Origin of the sequence: Streptomyces sp. NBC_00876, from assembly GCF_045207435.1 — a bacterium.
Taxonomy (GTDB): domain Bacteria; phylum Actinomycetota; class Actinomycetes; order Streptomycetales; family Streptomycetaceae; genus Streptomyces.
The window spans coordinates 5704690-5723224 of the sequence record NZ_CP108800.1; the positions used below are offsets into that span (position 1 = coordinate 5704690).

General features: G+C 71.5%; 17 protein-coding genes. 10 read left to right on the forward strand and 7 right to left on the reverse strand.

The features are described 5' to 3' along the window. Window positions 1-112: 112 nt before the first annotated feature. The 3 genes from rsgA to OG782_RS25240 form a co-directional block, all read right to left on the reverse strand. A complete protein-coding gene (rsgA, locus tag OG782_RS25230; protein ID WP_406454601.1) occupies window positions 113-1129 on the reverse strand; it encodes a ribosome small subunit-dependent GTPase A in 1017 nt (338 codons plus the stop codon). A 3-nt stretch (window positions 1130-1132) separates the two neighbouring features. After that, on the reverse strand, window positions 1133-2473 hold the full coding sequence (gene aroA, locus OG782_RS25235) for a 3-phosphoshikimate 1-carboxyvinyltransferase (RefSeq protein ID WP_406454603.1): 1341 nt from the start codon (window positions 2471-2473) through the stop codon (window positions 1133-1135). Between the two features lie 90 nt (window positions 2474-2563). Continuing rightward, window positions 2564-3277 carry a M50 family metallopeptidase gene (locus OG782_RS25240; protein WP_406454604.1) on the reverse strand — a complete coding sequence of 238 codons (714 nt, stop codon included), beginning with the start codon at window positions 3275-3277 and terminating at the stop codon, window positions 2564-2566. A gap of 65 nt (window positions 3278-3342) precedes the next feature. Between OG782_RS25240 and OG782_RS25245 the strand changes: the two genes are divergently transcribed. The 9 genes from OG782_RS25245 to OG782_RS25285 all read left to right on the forward strand — a co-directional run bounded on the left by OG782_RS25245 (window position 3343) and on the right by OG782_RS25285 (window position 11678). Next, window positions 3343-4158 (forward strand): SOS response-associated peptidase, encoded by an 816-nt coding sequence (locus OG782_RS25245; protein ID WP_406454606.1) that lies wholly within the window; start codon window positions 3343-3345, stop codon window positions 4156-4158. A gap of 50 nt (window positions 4159-4208) precedes the next feature. After that, window positions 4209-4859 carry an alpha/beta family hydrolase gene (locus OG782_RS25250; RefSeq protein ID WP_406454608.1) on the forward strand — a complete coding sequence of 217 codons (651 nt, stop codon included), beginning with the start codon at window positions 4209-4211 and terminating at the stop codon, window positions 4857-4859. A 319-nt stretch (window positions 4860-5178) separates the two neighbouring features. Next, window positions 5179-5835, forward strand: coding sequence for a sigma-70 family RNA polymerase sigma factor (locus OG782_RS25255; protein ID WP_018105559.1), 657 nt, complete (start codon window positions 5179-5181; stop codon window positions 5833-5835). Further along, window positions 5832-6152: a mycothiol system anti-sigma-R factor gene (rsrA, locus tag OG782_RS25260; RefSeq protein WP_406454610.1), complete on the forward strand. Its 321-nt coding sequence runs from the start codon at window positions 5832-5834 to the stop codon at window positions 6150-6152. The genes OG782_RS25255 and rsrA overlap by 4 nt, the downstream gene beginning before the upstream one ends. A gap of 104 nt (window positions 6153-6256) precedes the next feature. Continuing rightward, window positions 6257-7642 (forward strand): HD-GYP domain-containing protein, encoded by a 1386-nt coding sequence (locus tag OG782_RS25265; protein ID WP_406454612.1) that lies wholly within the window; start codon window positions 6257-6259, stop codon window positions 7640-7642. Beyond that, window positions 7639-8931: an HD-GYP domain-containing protein gene (locus OG782_RS25270; RefSeq protein ID WP_406454614.1), complete on the forward strand. Its 1293-nt coding sequence runs from the start codon at window positions 7639-7641 to the stop codon at window positions 8929-8931. Before OG782_RS25265 ends, OG782_RS25270 begins: the two co-directional genes overlap by 4 nt. A 91-nt stretch (window positions 8932-9022) precedes the next feature. Beyond that, a complete protein-coding gene (locus OG782_RS25275) occupies window positions 9023-10015 on the forward strand; it encodes a tetratricopeptide repeat protein (RefSeq protein WP_406454616.1) in 993 nt (330 codons plus the stop codon). 127 nt (window positions 10016-10142) lie between these two features. After that, window positions 10143-10781 carry a peptide deformylase gene (def, locus tag OG782_RS25280; RefSeq protein WP_406454618.1) on the forward strand — a complete coding sequence of 213 codons (639 nt, stop codon included), beginning with the start codon at window positions 10143-10145 and terminating at the stop codon, window positions 10779-10781. A gap of 165 nt (window positions 10782-10946) precedes the next feature. Beyond that, window positions 10947-11678 carry a D-Ala-D-Ala carboxypeptidase family metallohydrolase gene (locus tag OG782_RS25285; RefSeq protein WP_406454620.1) on the forward strand — a complete coding sequence of 244 codons (732 nt, stop codon included), beginning with the start codon at window positions 10947-10949 and terminating at the stop codon, window positions 11676-11678. A 103-nt stretch (window positions 11679-11781) separates the two neighbouring features. Here the strand turns inward: OG782_RS25285 and OG782_RS25290 are convergent, their stop codons facing one another. Both OG782_RS25290 and OG782_RS25295 read right to left on the reverse strand, forming a co-directional pair. Beyond that, window positions 11782-13689 carry a family 20 glycosylhydrolase gene (locus OG782_RS25290; RefSeq protein WP_406454622.1) on the reverse strand — a complete coding sequence of 636 codons (1908 nt, stop codon included), beginning with the start codon at window positions 13687-13689 and terminating at the stop codon, window positions 11782-11784. Between the two features lie 104 nt (window positions 13690-13793). Continuing rightward, window positions 13794-14768, reverse strand: coding sequence for a helix-turn-helix domain-containing protein (locus OG782_RS25295; protein ID WP_406454624.1), 975 nt, complete (start codon window positions 14766-14768; stop codon window positions 13794-13796). 81 nt (window positions 14769-14849) lie between these two features. Here OG782_RS25295 and OG782_RS25300 point away from each other — a divergent pair, with 81 nt between their 5' ends. Next, complete coding sequence (locus tag OG782_RS25300) at window positions 14850-15062, forward strand: hypothetical protein (protein WP_406454626.1); 213 nt, start codon at window positions 14850-14852, stop codon at window positions 15060-15062. Between the two features lie 5 nt (window positions 15063-15067). On the opposite strand, the gene OG782_RS25305 is transcribed toward OG782_RS25300, so the two are convergent. Together OG782_RS25305 and OG782_RS25310 are read right to left on the reverse strand one after the other, a co-directional pair. Continuing rightward, entirely contained in the window at window positions 15068-16084 is a 1017-nt protein-coding gene (locus tag OG782_RS25305; protein ID WP_406454628.1) for a ribonucleotide-diphosphate reductase subunit beta, read from the reverse strand. Next, window positions 16084-18462 (reverse strand): ribonucleoside-diphosphate reductase subunit alpha, encoded by a 2379-nt coding sequence (locus OG782_RS25310; protein ID WP_406454630.1) that lies wholly within the window; start codon window positions 18460-18462, stop codon window positions 16084-16086. The genes OG782_RS25305 and OG782_RS25310 overlap by 1 nt, the downstream gene beginning before the upstream one ends. Between the last annotated feature and the right edge of the window lie 73 nt (window positions 18463-18535).

The following is an 18535-nucleotide window of genomic DNA, read 5'->3' on the forward strand; positions in this document are numbered from 1 at the left end:
ACCGGTAGCGAGTGATCGCAAACGTGCCCGGACCGGTCGCCCCGAGTTATGCCCCCGGGGATGCCGGTGCCGGGGACACCGGCGTCAGTCGCCCTCGCGCCTGACACCGGCGTCAGTCGCCCTCGCGCCGCTCCCGCGTCGACAGCAGCCGGCGCAGCGAATCGAGCCGCGCCGGATCGGCGTGCCCCGACGCCACCCAGGCGTCCAGTGCGCACTCCGGCTGCTGGCTGTCGTGCGTGCAGCCGCGCGGGCACTCCTCGGTGCCGGGCTGGAGGTCGGGGAAGGCGTTGATGACCCGGGACGGGTCGATGTGGTGCAGGCCGAAGGAGCGGACGCCGGGGGTGTCGATCACCCAGCCGCGGTAGTCCGGCAGCGGGAGCGCCAGGGCCGACGTGGTGGTGTGCCGGCCACGGCCGGTGACCGCGTTGACGACCCCGGTGGTGCGCCGCCTGTCCTTCGGTACGAGGGCGTTGACCAGCGTGGTCTTTCCGACCCCCGAGTGCCCGACGAAAGCGGTCACCCGGTCGTGCAGCTGCTCGCGGACCCGGTCGGCCGCGTCGCCGTTCTCCAGCTCCTCGCGGCTGGTCACGATGAACGGGACACCGAGCGGGGTGTACGCCTCCAGCAGCTTGTCCGGGGAGGCCAGGTCGGACTTGGTCAGCACCAGGAGGGGCGAGAGCCCGCCGTCGTACGCGGCGACCAGACAGCGGTCGATCATGCGCGGACGGGGTTCCGGATCGGCCAGCGCGGTGACGATCGCCAGCTGGTCGGCGTTGGCCACCACCACCCGCTCGAACGGGTCGTCGTCGTCCGCGGTCCGGCGCAGCACCGTCCGGCGCTCACCGATCCTGACGATGCGGGCGAGGGTGTCCTTCTCGCCGGACAGGTCGCCGACGATGGAGACGGTGTCGCCCACCACCGCGGCCTTGCGGCCCAGCTCACGGGCCTTCATCGCGACGACCGTGCGGCCCTCGACGAGACAGGTGAGACGGCCGCGGTCGACGGTGAGGACCATGCCGTCCTCGGCGTCCTCGTGCTTGGGACGGATATGCGTACGAGGCCGGTTGCCCTTGCGGTTGGGGCGGACCCGGATGTCGTCCTCGTCGGGGTTCTTGCCGTAGCGGCGCATGTCTCAGGCCCCGAGCATTCCGGTCCACATCTGCGGGAAGTCGGGCAGGGTCTTGGCGGTAGTCGCCACGTTCTCGATCTCCACTCCGGGGACGGCAAGGCCGATGATCGACCCCGCGGTGGCCATCCGGTGGTCGTCGTACGTATGGAAGGTACCGCCGTGCAGCGGCCTGGGCCGGATGTGGAGTCCGTCCGCGGTCTCGGTGACGTCGCCGCCGAGCTCGTTGATCTCCTTGGTGAGCGCGGCCAGCCGGTCCGTCTCGTGCAGCCGGAGGTGGGCGACGCCGCTCAGGGTGGAGGGGGAGTCGGCCAGGGCCGCGACCGCCGCGATGCCCGGGGTCAGCTCGCCGACCTCGCCGAGGTCGACGTCGATGCCGTGGATGCGGCCCGAACCGGTGAAGGTGAGCCCGTGCTCGGTCAGCTCGCAGCTGCCGCCCATCGCGGTGAAGATCTCGCGCAGCGCGTCACCGGGCTGCGTGGTGCGCAGCGGCCAGTCCGGGATGGTGATCCGGCCGCCGGTGACCAGCGCCGCCGCCAGGAACGGCTGGGCGTTGGACAGGTCCGGCTCCACGGTCAGATCGCGGCCGAGCAGCGCCGAGGGGGAGACCCGCCAGACATTCGGCTCGCCGCCCGTCTCCGGCTCGTCGACCTGGGCGCCCACGGCACGCAGCATGTCGACGGTCATCCGGATGTGCGGCATGGAGGGGAGCCGGGCGCCGGTGTGACGTACCTCCACGCCCTGGTTGAAGCGCGGCGCCGACAGCAGCAGCGCCGAGACGAACTGGGAGGACGAGGACGCGTCGATCGCGACCGGTCCGCCGTCCAGCGCACCGGCGCCGTGCACGGTCATCGGCAGCGAGCCCCGGTTGTCGTCGTCGATCCGGGCGCCGAGCACCCGCAGGGCGTCGATCACGCCGTTCAGCGGGCGCTCGTAGGACCGGGGGTCGCCGTCGAAGCGGACCGGTCCGTTGGCCAGGGCCGCGACCGGGGGCAGGAAGCGCATGACCGTACCGGCGTTGCCGACGTCGATGGTGACCGGGCCGTGCAGTCCGGCCGGGATGATCCGCCAGGCCTCGCCCGAACCGTCCGGGCCGCCGGCGACCGACGAGCTGGAGGACACCGTCTCCTCGATGCCGACGCCCATCGCACGCAGCGCCTCGGCCATCAGCAGGGTGTCGCGGGAGCGCAGCGGACGGCGCAGCCAGCCCGGCTCGGCGGAGAGCGCGGCCAGCACCAGCGCGCGGTTGGTGACCGACTTCGAACCGGGCACGGTAACGGTCGCGTCGACGGCTCCGCTCGCGTGAGGGGCGGGCCAGAGGGCGGGGTGCACGGAACTTTCGGTCATGGAGCTCACTTTAGTGGCTCACCGCAAACCGGGATTTTGATCAAAAGTGATGAAATCGGGGCGTAACGCGGGAGTGGTATGGGATGCGGGTCACAGCCCCAGCATCCAGCGCCCGCCGCCGATCAGCGAGCAGAGCGAAACGGCGTGGAACAGGAACAGCCACAGGGCGGCCGGTACGTCCGTCAGCCGGGCCAGCTGGTCCGCGTCCGAGTCCGGCGCCCCGCCGTGCCGCCGCTTGGACTGGAGCTCGAACACCGGACGCACCCCGCCCAGCAGCAGGAACCAGACCGCGCTGTACGCGAACAGCGACTGCCAGGCCGCCGAGGCCAGCCACGACATCAGCAGGAAGAGCGAACCGGTGAGGATCACCGTCAGCGCCCCGTACACATTGCGGATCATCACCAGCATCACCGCGAGCAGCGCCGTGGCCAGCCACAGCAGCAGCGTGATCCTGCCGTTCACCAGCAGCCAGGCACCGCCCAGACCCAGCAGCGACGGCGCGGTGTAGCCCGCCGCGGCCGTCAGGACCATGCCGATGCCGGTCGGCTTGCCGCGGCTCACCGTCAGTCCGCTGGTGTCCGAGTGCAGCCGGATGCCCGAGAGCTGCCGTCCGGTGAGCAGCGCGACCAGCCCGTGGCCGCCCTCGTGCGCGATGGTGACCGCGTTGCGGGTCAGCCGCCATATGACGTTCGGTACGACGGCGATGAGCGCGGCCGTGGCGGTCACCACCACCAGCCATTGCTCGGGCGCCGGCTGGGTGCCGAAGACGCGGTCCCACAGATTGCCCAGATCGGTGCTGTCCATGGCGTGGGCGGCTCCTTGCGGTATTGGCGTCCGGTCGGGATGACGATCGTGGCAGTCTGGCACTTATGTGCGGACGGTATGCAGCGAGTCGGCGGCCCGAGGATCTGACCGGACTCTTCCAGGTGGAGAAGTGGGAACCGGCCGAGACGCTGGAGCCGGATTACAACGTGGCGCCGACCAAGGAGGTCTACGCCGTACTGGAGCGTCCCGTGAAAGACGCGGATGACCAGCGTCCGGTTCGCCAGCTGCGCGCACTGAAATGGGGACTCGTCCCCTCCTGGGCCAAAACCCCGGAGGGCGGCGCCCGGATGATCAACGCCCGGGCCGAGACGGTGCACGAGAAGCCGTCCTTTCGCCGGCCCTTCGTCTCCCGGCGCTGCATCCTGCCGGCCGACGGCTATTACGAGTGGGTGACCGGCAGCGAGGAACGGCAGCTGGAGGAGAAGGGCCGCAGGAAGCGCCCCCGCAAGCAGCCGTACTTCGTGACCCCCGCCGACGGGTCGGTCTTCGCCATGGCCGGTCTCTACGAGTTCTGGCGCGACCGGACCCTGCCGGACGACCACCCCCAGGCCTGGTGGGTGACCTGCTCGGTGATCACCACCGAGGCGGAGACGAGCCCGCTCGCCGTCGCCCCCGCCGAGGGCCCGGCCGCGCTCGCCGACATCCACCCCCGGATGCCGCTGATGCTGACCCCGGACCGCTGGGACGACTGGCTGGACCCCTCGCGCACCGACGTCGGGGAGCTGCGCGGGCTGCTCGTACCGCCGCCGGGCGGGCTGATGCGGGCCTATCCGGTGGCCACCGCCGTCAGCAACGTCCGCAACAACGGCCCCGAGCTGCTGGACGAGCTGGCCGCGCCCGAGGTGAGCACGCTCTTCTGAGGTACGTGCCGGAGCCCGGCCGGCCCGCCACGGGTTGGTTGGATGGGGGTGTGAAAGCCACCGAGAAGGACCCCCGCACCCAGACGGTCGACACCGAGGCCGGGACGGCCCGGATCACCTGGCTGCCCGCGGCGCGACCGCGCCTCCTGCTCGCGCTCGGTCATGGCGCCGGCGGCGGCATCGAGGCCCGGGACCTGAAGGCCCTGGCCGCCGCCCTGCCCGCCCAGGGGGTGAGCGTCGCCCTGGTGGAGCAGCCCTGGCGGGTGGCGGGCAGGAAGCTCGCGCCCGCCCCCAGGACGCTGGACGCCGGCTGGCGCGGCCTGTGGCCGGCGCTGGCGGCCTCCGGGCTCCCGGTCGTCGCCGGCGGACGCAGCGCGGGCGCCCGGGTGGCCTGCCGTACCGCGCTGCCGCTCGGCGCCCGGGCGGTCCTGGCCCTCAGCTTCCCGCTGCACCCGCCGGGCCGGCCGGAGAAGTCCCGCAAGGACGAGCTGCTGGCCTCCGGCGTGCCCACCCTCGTCGTCCAGGGCGGCAACGACCCCTTCGGCAGGCCCGCCGAGTTCCCGCCGGGGGAGTACCGGATGGCCGAGGTGCCGCACGGTGACCACGGCTTCGCCGTACCGAAGAAATCGGGGCTGACCGAGGATCAGGCGATGGAGATCCTCACCACGGCCGTGACCGGATGGCTGGCCGGAATCGTGTGATCCCGGCCTCCCGCGCGGACCGGGGCGGGCCGGTCCGGCCGAGCCGCCCCGGACCCGGGAATGCCGGACGACGGGCCGCTGTTGTTCGGGACATCGGTACACCAACGTCGTATGTGGAGAGGGAGTCCGTCGCATGGGTTCGACCATCTGCCCGCGTCGCTCGAACGCCGCTGACCTGGAGTGGACGGTCCTGCATGCGGCCAAGACCACTCCCGAGCGGGCACTGAGCGGATCGGATCGACAGCCCGCTCCCGACCAAGGTCGACTATTCTCCGATTCGAGCGGGTCCGGCTTCGGCTCCGCCACAGCGTTGGAGGAGGTGGGTCCGGTCACTGGGACCGACACAGGGACCGACGACGGCCGCCCGCAGGAGACGACCGCCGAGCGCAACGCGCGCTTCGAGCGCGACGCCCTCGGTTTCCTCGACCAGATGTACTCGGCCGCGCTGCGCATGACGCGCAACCCCGCGGACGCCGAGGACCTGGTCCAGGAGACCTATGCCAAGGCCTACGGCTCCTTCCACCAGTTCCGTGAGGGCACCAACCTCAAGGCGTGGATGTACCGCATCCTCACCAACACGTTCATCAACTCGTACCGCAAGAAGCAGCGCGAACCCCAGCGCAGTGCCGCCGAGGAGATCGAGGACTGGCAGCTGGCCCGTGCCGAGTCGCACATGTCGACCGGTCTGCGCTCGGCCGAGTCCCAGGCCCTCGACCACCTGCCCGACTCCGATGTGAAGTCTGCGCTGCAGGCGATCCCCGAAGAGTTCCGCATCGCGGTTTATCTTGCCGATGTAGAGGGCTTTGCCTACAAGGAGATCGCGGACATCATGGGGACTCCCATCGGTACGGTGATGTCCCGGCTGCACCGGGGCCGCCGTCAACTGCGCGGCATGCTGGAGGACTACGCCCGTGACCGCGGGCTCGTCCCCGCGGGCGCCGGTGAGTCGGACGATCGGAAAGGCTCGGGCTCATGAGCTGCGGAGAGCCGCACGAGACGGAGTGCGCAGAGGTCCTCGATCACCTCTACGAGTTCCTCGACCGGGAGATGCCCGACAGCGACTGCACCAAGTTCGAGGTGCACTTCGGTGAGTGCTCGCCCTGCCTGGAGAAGTACGGCCTCGAGCAGGCCGTGAAGAAGCTGGTCAAGCGGTGCTGCGGTCAGGACGACGTGCCCGCCGACCTGCGCTCGAAGGTGATGGGCCGGATCGACCTGATCCGGTCCGGGCAGGCGGTTCCGGAAACGGACCTCACCGTCTCCGACACCGGGCTGCCGGCCGCAGCCAAGGAGTGACGCATCACCCGAACGTGCTAATCGGCGCCGTCGGCACTCGGCCCGGACGCCCAACTCGCTAGCCTGGCGCCTCCATTGGCGATGCTGGGGGGCGGGCGGACGGGTTGAGAGCCACACGCGGGGCGGCACGGGCGCACATCCTGGCCGTCGCACTCGTCGCCGCACTGTGCGTCCTGCCCGCGCTGCGCCCCGGCGCGGGCACCCCGTGGACCACCCTCGCACTGCTCACCGGGCTCTACCTCGCCTGTGAACTCCCCGGCCGCTGCCCCTTCTTCGGCGGCTCCGTGCCGGTCAGTGCCGGATCGTTCTTTCCGCTGCTGCTCGCGGCCGCCTTCCTGCTCCCGCCGGCGGCCGCCGCTCTGGTCGCGGTCCCCGGCTCGCTCATCGGCCGGGTGGAGAAACCCCGGGCCGCCGCCCGCCGGATCTGGCGCGCGGCGCAGCTGGCCGTCACCGTCTGGGCGGCCTCGTCCGTCCACACCCTGCTCTGCGGCCCCGGACCGGGACGGCTGCCCGGCCTGCCCTACGCCCTGCTGCCCGCCTGCGCGGCCGCGCTTGCCTTCAGCCTCGTACTGGCCGCCCTCGACGGGTCCATCCTGGCCGCCGCCGAACGGCTGCCCCTGCGGCGTGCCTGGGCCGGGCTGCTGCCGCGCTCACTGGGCCCGCACCTGGTGCACGGCCTCGCCGGGCTGATGATGGCGGTCCTGTGGAGCAGCTCGTACGGGCCGCTGGCCTCGCTCTTCGTCCTGCTGCCCATGTACATCTCCTGCTGGGTCTTCGCCCAGTACCACCGCGAGCACGCCGCGCACCGCGCCACGATCAGGGCCCTCGTGCACGCCGTCGACATCAAGGACACCTACACCCGGGGGCACAGCGAGCGGGTGGGCCGCGCCTCCGTCCTCATCGCCCGGGAACTGGGTATGGCGCAGGACCGCGTCGAAGTGCTCCGGTTCGCCGGGATCCTGCACGACGTCGGCAAGCTCGGGGTGCCCACGAGGGTGCTGCGCAAGGACGGGCCGCTGACACCGGAGGAACGCCGGGTGATCGAGCTGCACCCGGAGTACGGGCACGAGATCGTCCGCGGCATCGGCTTCCTCGGCGAGGCGCGCGCCGCGATCCTGCACCACCACGAACGGCTCGACGGCAGCGGGTACCCGTACGGACTCTCCGGCCGCCGGATCCCCGAGTTCGCCCGCGTCGTCGCCGTCGCCGACGCGTTCGACGCGATGACCTCGACCCGCTCCTACCGGCCGGGGCGCCCGGTGCCGGCCGCCGTGGCGGAGCTCAAGCGGTGCGCCGGCACCCAGTTCGATCCGCAGATGGTACGGGCGCTGGCGCGCGGCCTGGAACGGCACGGCTGGTCGGGAGCGACGACGGCCGTGACGGCGGACGACGCCCGGGTGCCGCTGCCGCGCGGCGAGGGTGCCGGGGCCCTCCAGCGGCCGGTTCGGCCGCCGTCGCCGGACGGGCTCGACTCGGGCCTGCCCCGGTGAGCCGGGCATGGGTACGGCTGTCGCCCGTCGTCCTGGCCGTCCGCGGCGCCGCCCTCGCACTCGCCGCCGGCGGGCTCGGCCACACCCTCTGGCACGGCGTGCACGACCCCGGGCACGCACTCGCCTTCGGGGTGCTCATCACCATCGGCGAGCTGGCCCGCTGGGGGGCCCTGCCCGGGGAGCGGGAACCCGCGCCGCTCGGTGCCGCCGGCGCGCTCGCGTACGCCCTGCTGGGGCCCAGCGGCGGGGAGCCCACCGGCCACGGTGTGCTCCAGGTGGTCGCCGTGCTCGTCGCCGCCCAGCTCGTCGCCTGCGTGCCCCATGTCGCACGCGGCAGCGGGCCGGGCCCGGACCAGGTGGCCCGCCGGATCCTGACCGTCGCCTTCGCGGCCGTCTGCTTCCAGCCCCTGTACAACTCCGGCCGGTCCGAGAGCTGGTTCGGCGAGGGCCCGTACTACGCGGCCTTCCTGCTCCTGCTGCTCGGGCTCACCGCCCTGTGCGACGCCGTGCTGGGCGCCCTGCTGCTGCGCGCCCGCACCCTGCCCCGCGGCTCCCGGGCCAGGGGCGCCACCCCCGTCCCGTACGGCCCGCTGCTCCGCGACGAGCTGCGGGCCCTGACCGGCATCGGCTCGGCGGTCTGCGCGACCGGAGCGGTCATGGCGCTCGGGGTCGCCGCCGCCGGGCTGTGGGCGCTGCCCGTCCTGTGCGTACCGCTGCTGCTCACCCAGGTCTCGTTCCGCCGCGTCGTCGCGGTGCGCACCACCTACCGCCAGACCATCGCCTCGCTCGCCCGGTCCACCGAGATCGCCGGCTACACCCCGCACGGCCATGCCCGCAGGGTGGCCGGGCTCTGCACGGCCGTGGGGCGCGAGATGGGGCTCTCCGGGCCCGACCTCACCGTCCTGGAGTACGCGGCGCTGATGCACGACATCGGCCAGCTCTCGCTCGTCGACCCGGTGGCGGACGGGGCGACGGCCGTTCTGCCCGCCGCCGAGCAGCGCCGGATCGCCCTGCTCGGCGGGGCTGTGGTCCGCCGGACCGGGGTGGACACCAGGGTGGCCGTCGTGGTGGAACAGCAGGCCGACCCCTACCGCGAGCAGCCGCTGTCCGCCAGGATCGTCCGGGCGGTGAACGCGTACGACGACCTGTGCGGGGAAAGTATCGGCGGGCCGCTCGGTGCGCTGGAGCAGCTCAGGCTCGGGACCGGCCGCGACTACCAGCCCCAGGTCGTGGAATCCCTGGCCAGGGTTCTGGCCCGGGGCGGTCTGACCCCCGTCCCACCTGGGTAAACCCATGGGTAATGAGCGGGCGTCCGGCGGGGCATGGTTGGATGCGAAGAGAGCGGAAAACGAGGGTGTCCAGTCGGGACAGGCGGGAATCGTGAGGATCTTCGGGAAGGTACGGCATCGGCCCTCCGCCTCTTGGCGGCAGGCCACGGACCGCGCGTTCACGCTGATCGGCGACGGCCGGTACGAGGACGCGGGCGCACTGCTGACACGTGCGGCGGACCTGGAGCCCTGGCTCTCGGAGTCGTGGTTCAACCTGGCGCTGCTGCATAAATTCCGGCATGACTGGGAGCAGGCGAGGGCCGCGGGACTGCGGGCCGTCGCGCTGCTCGACAAGGAGACCGGCGCACCCGACTGGTGGAACGTCGGGATCGCCGCCACCGCGCTGCAGGACTGGCCGCTGGCACGCAGGGCCTGGCAGGCGTACGGGCTGAAGGTGCCCGGCGGCGGCCAGCAGACCCCGGCGTCCAACAGTGAGCCGGCCGGTATGGAGCTGGGCAGCGCGGCGGTACGGCTGTCGCCCGAGGGCGAGGCCGAGGTCGTGTGGGGCCGCCGGCTGGATCCGGCGCGGATGGAAGTGCTGTCGATCCCGCTGCCGTCCTCCGGGCGGCGCTGGGGCGAGGTCGTCCTGCACGACGGGGTGCCGCACGGCGAGCGGATCACCGCGGCCGGACCCTCCTACCCCGTGTTCGACGAGATCGAGCTGTGGGCGCCGTCCCCCGTACCCACCTGGGTGGTGCTGCTCGAAGCGGCCGGTGAGGCCGACCGGGACGCGCTGGAGCAGCTGGCGTCCGACGCGGGCTTCGCCGCCGAGGACTGGTCCTCCTCCGTCCGGCTGCTGTGCCGGGCCTGCTCGGAGAGCCGGATGGAGAGCGACGAGGGCGACGGCGAGCACCTCGACCCGCACGACCACAGCGAGCCGGGCCACCCCGGCCCGCTGGGCCACCGCACCGCCGGCGAGCTGTGGGTGCCGGAGCGCGAGTGCGGTCTCGCGGCGCCCGCCGGGCTGGTGCGCGGGCTGCTCGACGGCTGGGTGGCGGACAGCCCGGACACCCGTGAGTGGCGGGATCTCGAAGAAGTCTGCTGACGTCTCGAAGAAGTCTGCCGACCGGTGCCCGTAGGCTGTACGGGCACCGATTCCGGTGCTCGGGTGCCCGGGTTCTCAGCAGCCGAGGGTCCCGGGTTTCAGGGTTTGAGGAAGGCGTACGGCGGACATGGCGCAGCAGGAGACGGACGAGCAGATCAGCGTCGACGAGGAAGGCTTCCTGGTCGACACCGAGGACTGTGAGGCGCGCGAGGCGGCACACCGCGAGCGGGGCACCTCGCGCCCGATCACGGTCGTGGGCAACCCGGTCCTGCACAAGGAGTGCAAGGACGTCACCGCGTTCGACGACGAGCTGGCGCAGCTGATCGACGACATGTTCGCCAGCCAGCGGACGGCCGAGGGCGTGGGTCTGGCCGCCAACCAGATCGGGGTCGACCTCAAGGTCTTCGTCTACGACTGCCCGGACGACGACGGGGTGCGGCACACGGGCGCCATCTGCAACCCGGTGCTCGACGAGCTGGCGCCCCAGGAGCGGGTGCTCGACGATTCCAACGAGGGCTGCCTCTCGGTGCCGACGGCGTACGCCTCGCTGGCCCGCCCGGACTACGCGGTGGTGCGCGGCCAGGACGCCAAGGGCAACCCGGTCAAGGTGCGGGGCAACGGCTACTTCGCCCGCTGCCTCCAGCACGAGACGGACCACCTGTACGGCTACCTGTACATCGACCGGCTCTCCAAGCGCGACCGCAAGGACGCGCTTCGGCAGATGGAGGAGAACACCCCGCGCTACGAGGTCGTCCCGAACGATTGACCAGGCTGGGCGCGCAGCGGTTCGGGGCCCTGTTCCGGTATGCCGGGGCAGGGCCTCCGACATGTCCCTGGACGGTCAACTGCCGTTCTTCCAGGCACAGTTGACGCGCGTCGACTCGTCCGACAGGCTGTCGCTCCACACCTTCACAGTGGTAGGGAGCCCCCCATGCTCAGACGTTCCGCACGACTCCTGCTCGGGCTTGTCATGACCATGGCGTTCGCCTTGGGCGGGGCGGTGGCGACCGCCGGCACCGCCCAGGCCGACGACTGCTACACCTGGACCCGCACCATGTCCACGGGCGCCACCGGCAACGATGTCGTCCAGCTCCAGATCCGGGTGGCCGGGTACCCCGGATACAACTCGGTACTCGCCATCGACGGTTCCTACGGCCCGGCCACCACCGCCGCCGTCAAGCGCTTCCAGGCCGCCTACGGGCTGGCCGCCGACGGTGTCGCCGGCCCCGCCACCCAGGCCAAGCTGTACGCGCTCCAGGACAGCGACTGCACGCCGGCCCACTTCACGTACGCCGAACTCAACAACTGCAACAGCACCTGGGCGGGTGGTGCGGTCGCGGCGGGCACGGCGAAGGCCAACGCACTGAGCACCATGTGGAAGCTGGAGGCGCTGCGCCACGCTCTCGGCGACCGCCCCATCACCGTCAACAGCGGCTTCCGCTCCACGTCCTGCAACAGTGCCGCCGGCGGTGCGTCGAACAGCCGCCATCTGTACGGTGACGCGGCCGACCTGGGCGGGATCGCCTTCTGCACCCTGGCCCAGCAGGCCCGCAACCACGGGTTCAACGGGATCCTCGGCCCGGGTTACCCGGACCACAACGACCACGTCCACGTGAACCAGGGCCCCAGCCACTACTGGTCCGCGCCCAACTGCGGCATCTGACACACGTGTGGGGCCCGCCGGTGACGGCGGGCCCCACTGCTGTTCCCCAGGTCTCTCGTCTGGATCATGCCGGGCTCGCTGGGTCCGAACGAAAGACCCTGGGTCAGGCGGACTTCGCCGTCAGGCGCGTCCCGCCCGTCGTCTGCACCGCGGCGCCGTCCGCGGACCGCTCCGTCAGACGCAGCTGCGAGATGGCGTTGCGCAGGACCAGGGCGCCCGCTCCGGCGTCCAGCTGCCAGCGCTGTGTGCGCGCACCCGCCGAGCAGGTCCCGAGCGACAGCTCGGCCCCCACCTCCAGCGGAGCGCCCAGGTACTTCTTCCCGCGCACCGCGTCCAGGCACAGGCCGCTGTCCGCGGACTTCACGGTGTAGTACCCGTCGGTGGTCGCCGTCAGCGTCCAGGCGGCGTCCGGGTCCGGGACCAGTGACACCCCGGCGTCCGCTGTGGGGGCCAGCGCCTTCGCGCCCGCCGTCAGCCGGTACGTACCGTCGGCCAGCGGGGTGCGGTCGGTGTTCTCCCAGCCGGGGGCGTGCCCGATCCGCCGGGCGAGCGCCTCGAAACCGGCGTACGTCCCACTCGGCTTCGGACCGCCCCAGGTGGCCTGCGCGATGAAGCGCAGCGGCATGAAGACCTTCGCCTCTACCTCGTTCTCGGTCTCGGCAGCCGCGCTGTCCGGCCACAGGCTGATCTTCGCGCCGGTCAGGTTCGCCGCCGTCGCCGGCAGCGTCTGGCCCTCGAAGCGCAGGGGCGTCCAGTCGCTCTCGTACAGCTTCTGGGTCTGCGTGGTGTAGCCGCCGCGCACCAGGTAGAGGGCGTACGCGGAGTTCATCACCGGCCGGCCCTCGGCCAGCAGTGCGGAGGGCTGCTGGATGGCGCCGCCGCCCAGCCAGTGCTCGACGGTGATGTCACGGTCGAGCGGGACGACACTGTTGCGGCCGACGAGCCCGTCGTTCCAGATCCGCAGCGACCGGCCGCCGGCCTTCACGTGGGCGTTGACCTGGTTGATGAAGTCGGCGAAGAGGTCGTCGGGGGTGGCCGTCGCACCGAACTTCGCGGCGGCGGCCGTCTGCAGCTGCGGATAGTTCGGGTACGAGGAGCCGATCATGTACTCGTCGGCGCCCATGTGCCAGGTGCGGGTGTCCCACACCTCCAGGGCCTCGTCGACCATCGAGGTGTAGTACGTCAGGGCCTCGGGCTGCGAGATGTCCAGCCGGGGCGGGGAGGCTACGCCGTTCCTGTCCTTGAGCTGGAGCTCCGGGTGGTTCTCCAGGTAGGTGTCCATGTGGCCGGGGGAGTTGATCTCCGGCACCAGGTCGATGTGGTACTTCTTCGCCATCGCGGCCAGGGCCCGCACCTGAGGCTTCGTGTAGTAGCCCCAGAACGCCGACTCGGGGTCGACGTCGCTCCTGACCTTCGCCTCGATCCAGAGCTGGTTGAGCTTCTGCGAGGCCATGTCCTTCATCAGCCGCTCGAACCAGGGCAGCGAGACGTTGATGTAGCAGGCGCAGACCCCGACTCCGCGCTCGCGGTACGCGGGCACGTCGGTCGCCGAACCGCGCGCGGCCCGGCCGTCGTCGTTCAGCAGCTGGAGCACCGTACGCGAACCGTAGAACACCCCGGCCGACGTCGCGGCGGTGACCGTGAGCCGGTCGCCGACGTCGAGGCGGTAGCCCTCCGCGCCCAACGTGCTCTTCAGGGACGGGTCCTGGCGCAGCACGATGTCGCCGGACCGGGCCTTGGCCCGTGACACCGGGGCCTTCCCGGCCAGTTCGCCCGCGAACCGCGCCGCATCGGCGGCGGTGCGCTGCTCCGGTACCCCGTCGAGCACGATCCTGGCCCGGTCGGTCAGGGCGAACTCCCCCTCGCCGGGCTGCCACTGCCGCAGCGAGGGCAGCACCTCGGGCGGCGGCGCGGCGGCCGCCGCTCCGTCCTCGGCCGAGGCGCTCTGCAGGGGCAGCAGAGTGGCGGCGAGCGCGGCCACCACGGCCCCGATGGTCCTTCGTCCAGTCATCCGGATGTCCATGCGCCCGACCCTGACGCGTCGCCGACGGCCCGGTCCATGGACAGGTGAAGGAATCGGTTGGACGAATGATCCGACGTCAGATCAGTGAAACCTCAGGCGACTTCGTTCAGTTCGGCCGGGCCGCGGAAGGTCCGGCGATACGCGTTCGGTGTGGTTCCCAGGGAGCGTACGAACTGATGGCGGAGTGCGGCTGCGTTGCCGAAGCCGGTCTGTCCGGCGATCGTGTCCATCGTTTCGTCGGATGTCTCCAGGAGGTGCTGGGCCAGCAGCACCCGCTGGCGCAGCAGCCAGCGGTACGGCGTGGTGCCCGTCTCCTGCTGGAAGCGGCGGGCGAACGTGCGCGGTGACATGTGCGCCTGGGCGGCGAGCTGTTCGACGGTCATCTCCTGGTCGAGGTGACGTTCCATCCAGGCGAGCGTGTCGCCGACCGTGTCGCAGCGGTTGCGGGGCAGCGGGCGCTGGATGTACTGCGCCTGCCCGCCGTCGCGGTGCGGCGGAACCACCATGCGGCGGGCGATGGTGTTGGCGGCGGCGGGCCCGTAGGCCTGGCGGACCAGATGCAGACAGGCGTCGATCCCCGCGGCCGTGCCCGCCGAGGTGATGACGGAGCCCTCGTCCACGTACAGCACGTCCGGCTCGACGATCGCCCGGGGGAAGCGGCGGGCCAGCTCGTCGGCGTGCCGCCAGTGGGTGGTGCAGCGCCGGCCGTCCAGCAGGCCGGCCGCGCCGAGCATGTACGCCCCCGAGCAGACGCTCAGCACCCTGGCTCCGCGGTCCACGGCCCGGCGCAGTGCGTCCAGGGCCGCCTCGGGGAACTCCCGGTCGCCGAAGCGGCTGCCGGCCGGGACGGCGATGAGGTCGGCCTCCTCCAGGCGGTCGAGGCCGTGGGGGGTGGTGAGGGTGAACCCGGCATGGGTCCGGAGCGTCGGACCCTCGGCGGATACCACGGCGAAATCCTGCACGGGCAGGCCCTCGTCGCTGCGGTCGAGTCCGAAGACCTCGCACAGGACGCCGAGTTCGAAGGGGTGGACCTCATCGAGGAGCAGGGCCGCGACATTCTTCAGCATGTCCCCAGTGTGGCAGTAATTCGATGCTGCATGACAGTCCTGCCACTGCCGCGACCGGCCGGAATCCACGACAGTAGAGACATGAACACATTCCTGAACTACTTGGGCACAGCGGTCGTTTTCGCACTCTTCCTGGCGCCGACGCTGGTCGGCCTCGCCCGCGAACGCCGCATCGACCGCCAGCTCCGGGAGGCGGAACGGGGCCGGAGCGCGCAACCCCCGCAAACGGCGGACGCCGCACGGCCGGTGAAGGCCGCACGGCGTCCGTACGTCAGGAGCTGGGCGAGGATCTGAAGGATCTAGAAGTCGTCGTCGAAGCCGACCGTGCCCTCGACGGCCACCTGGTAGGCGGACGGGCGGCGCTCGAAGAAGTTCGTCAGCTCCTGGACACCCTGGAGCTCCATGAAGGAGAACGGGTTCTCCGAGCCGTACACCACCGGGAAGCCCAGCCGGGTGAGCCGCTGGTCGGCGACGCACTCCAGGTACTGGCGCATCGACTCGGTGTTCATGCCCGGCAGGCCCTCGCCGCACAGGTCGCGGCCGAACTGCAGCTCCGCCTCGACGGCCTCCTTCAGCATGTCGGTGACCTGCTGCTGGAGGGCGTCGTCGAAGAGCTCCGGCTCCTCCTTGCGGACGGTGTCCACGACCTCGAACGCGAAGTTCATGTGCATGGTCTCGTCCCGGAAGACCCAGTTGGTCCCCGTGGCGAGGCCGTGCAGCAGACCGCGCGAGCGGAACCAGTAGACGTACGCGAAGGCGCCGTAGAAGAACAGCCCCTCGATGCACGCCGCGAAGCAGATCAGGTTCAGCAGGAAACGGCGGCGGTCGGCCTTCGTCTCCAGCCGGTCGATCTTCTCGACCGAGTCCATCCACTTGAAGCAGAACTGCGCCTTCTCGCGGATCGACGGGATCTCCTCGACCGCGTCGAACGCGGCCGCCCGGTCGTCCGGATCGGGCAGGTAGGTGTCGAGCAGCGTCAGATAGAACTGGACGTGCACGGCCTCCTCGAAGAGCTGCCGCGACAGGTACAGCCGCGCCTCGGGGGAGTTGATGTGCTTGTACAGCGTCAGCACGAGGTTGTTGGAGACGATCGAGTCACCCGTCGCGAAGAACGCGACCAGCCGGCCGATCATGTGCTGCTCGCCCGGCGAGAGCTTGGCGAGGTCCGCGACGTCGGAGTGGAGGTCGACCTCCTCCACCGTCCAGGTGTTCTTGATCGCGTCCCGGTAGCGCTCGTAGAAGTCCGGGTAACGCATCGGCCGCAGGGTCAGCTCGAAGCCCGGGTCCAGCAGGTTCTTGTTCTTGTCGGTGCTCATTACTGGCAGGCCTCGCAGGACTCGGGGTTTTCCAGGGAGCAGGCGATCGCGTCCGCGTCGGGCGCGGGCGCCTGCTCCGGAATCGGGGCGGCGGACGCCGCACGGGCGATCCGGGTCGCCGGGCGGGAGCGCAGGTAGTACGTCGTCTTCAGCCCCTGCTTCCAGGCGTACGCGTACATCGAGGAGAGCTTGCCGATCGTCGGCGTCTCCAGGAACAGGTTCAGCGACTGGCTCTGGTCGAGGAACGGCGTACGGGCCGCCGCCATGTCGATCAGTCCGCGCTGCGGGATCTCCCACGCCGTGCGGTACAGCGCCCGCACCTCCTCGGGGATCCAGGCGAAGCCCTGGACGGAGCCGCTCGCCTCGCGCAGCGCCTCACGGGTCCGCGCGTCCCATACGCCGAGCTTCTTCAGCTCGTCCACCAGATAGGCGTTGACCTGGAGGAACTCACCGCTGAGCGTCTCGCGCTTGAAGAGGTTGGAGACCTGCGGCTCGATGCACTCGTACACGCCCGCGATCGAGGCGATCGTCGCCGTCGGCGCGATGGCGAGGAGCAGGGAGTTGCGCATCCCGGTCTTCGCGATCCGGGCGCGCAGCGCGTCCCAGCGCTCCGGCCAGTTCAGCTCGGTGTCGTAGTGGTCCGGGTGCAGCACACCGCGGGCGGCGCGCGTCTCGGACCAGGCGGGAAGGGGGCCCGAGCGCTCCGCGAGGTCGCAGGACGCCTCGTACGCCGCGAGCATGATCCGCTCGGAGATCTTCGTCGACAGGGCGCGGGCCTCGGGGGAGTCGAACGGCAGCCGCAGCTGGAAGAAGACGTCCTGGAGACCCATCGCGCCCAGGCCCACCGGCCGCCAGCGGGCGTTGGAGCGCCCGGCCTGCTCGGTCGGGTAGAAGTTGATGTCCACGACCCGGTCGAGGAAGGTCACGGCGGTACGGACCGTGGCGTCGAGACGCTCCCAGTCGATGGTGCCGCCCTCGACGAACGCGCCGAGGTTGACCGAACCGAGGTTGCAGACGGCCGTCTCGCCGTCGTCGGTGACCTCGAGGATCTCGGTGCACAGGTTCGAGGAGTGCACGACGCGGCCCGGCTCGGCGGTCTGGTTCGCGGTCCGGTTGGAGGCGTCCTTGAACGTCATCCAGCCCTGGCCGGTCTGGGCGAGGGTCCGCATCATCCGGCCGTACAGCTCACGGGCCGGCATGGTCTTGCGCGCCAGGCCCTTGGCCTCGGCCGCCCGGTAGACGGCGTCGAACGCGTCGCCCCACAGGTCGACCAGCTCGGGCACATCGGCCGGGGAGAACAGCGACCAGACGCCGTCCGCGTCGACCCGGCGCATGAACTCGTCCGGGATCCAGTGCGCCAGGTTGAGGTTGTGCGTACGCCGCTGGTCCTCGCCCGTGTTGTCGCGCAGCTCCAGGAACTCCTCGATGTCCGCGTGCCACGTCTCCAGGTAGACGGCGGCGGCACCCTTGCGCCGGCCGCCCTGGTTGACCGCGGCGACGGAGGCGTCGAGCGTCTTGAGGAACGGCACGATGCCGTTGGAGTGCCCGTTGGTGCCGCGGATCAGCGAACCGCGGGCGCGGATACGGGAGTACGAGAGGCCGATGCCGCCCGCGTGCTTGGACAGGCGCGCCACCTGGTGGTAGCGGTCGTAGATCGAGTCCAGCTCGTCCAGCGGCGAGTCCAGCAGATAGCAGGAGGACATCTGCGGGTGCCGGGTACCGGAGTTGAAGAGCGTGGGGGAGGAGGGCAGGTAGTCCAGCCGGCTCATCAGCCCGTACAGCGCGGCGACCTCGGCCAGCGCGCGCTCGGAGGTGTCCTCGGCGAGCCCGGAGGCGACGCGCAGCATGAAGTGCTGCGGCGTCTCGGTGACCTGGCGGGTGATCGGGTGGCGCAGCAGGTAGCGGCTGTGCAGGGTGCGCAGCCCGAAGTAGCCGAAGCGGTCGTCGGCGCCGTCGGCGAGCGACTGCGCCACCAGTGCGTCGAGCGCGGCCGCGTGGAGCGTCACGAACTCGGCGGTACGGTCCGCGATCAGGCCCTCGCGGTGTCCGACGGCCACCGATGCGGAGAACGACGTCGCGCCCTGTCCGGCCGCCTCGTCCGCGATGGTGCGGGTGAGGAGACGGGCGGCGAGCCGGGAGTAGGCGGGGTCCTCGGAGATCAGGCCCGCGGCGGCCTCGGTGGCCAGCGAGCGCAGCTCGGCCTCGTCCGACCGGGCGTTGCGGCCGCGCAGCGCGGCGGCGGCGACCCGTCCGGGGTCGGTGTCGGGCAGATCCGCGGTGAGGCCGGTCAGGGTCCGCAGCAGTGCGGTCCCCGGTGCGTCGCTCGTGGTTCCCGTTGACTCGGCCACTGAAACCGGATCGGCTGGCGCGATGGTCACGTGGTGCTCTCCCTCGCTCGGCTCGGGGCCGGCGGGGGAGCGGGGGCAGCCGGGCGGAGCCGGGCCCGGGCAG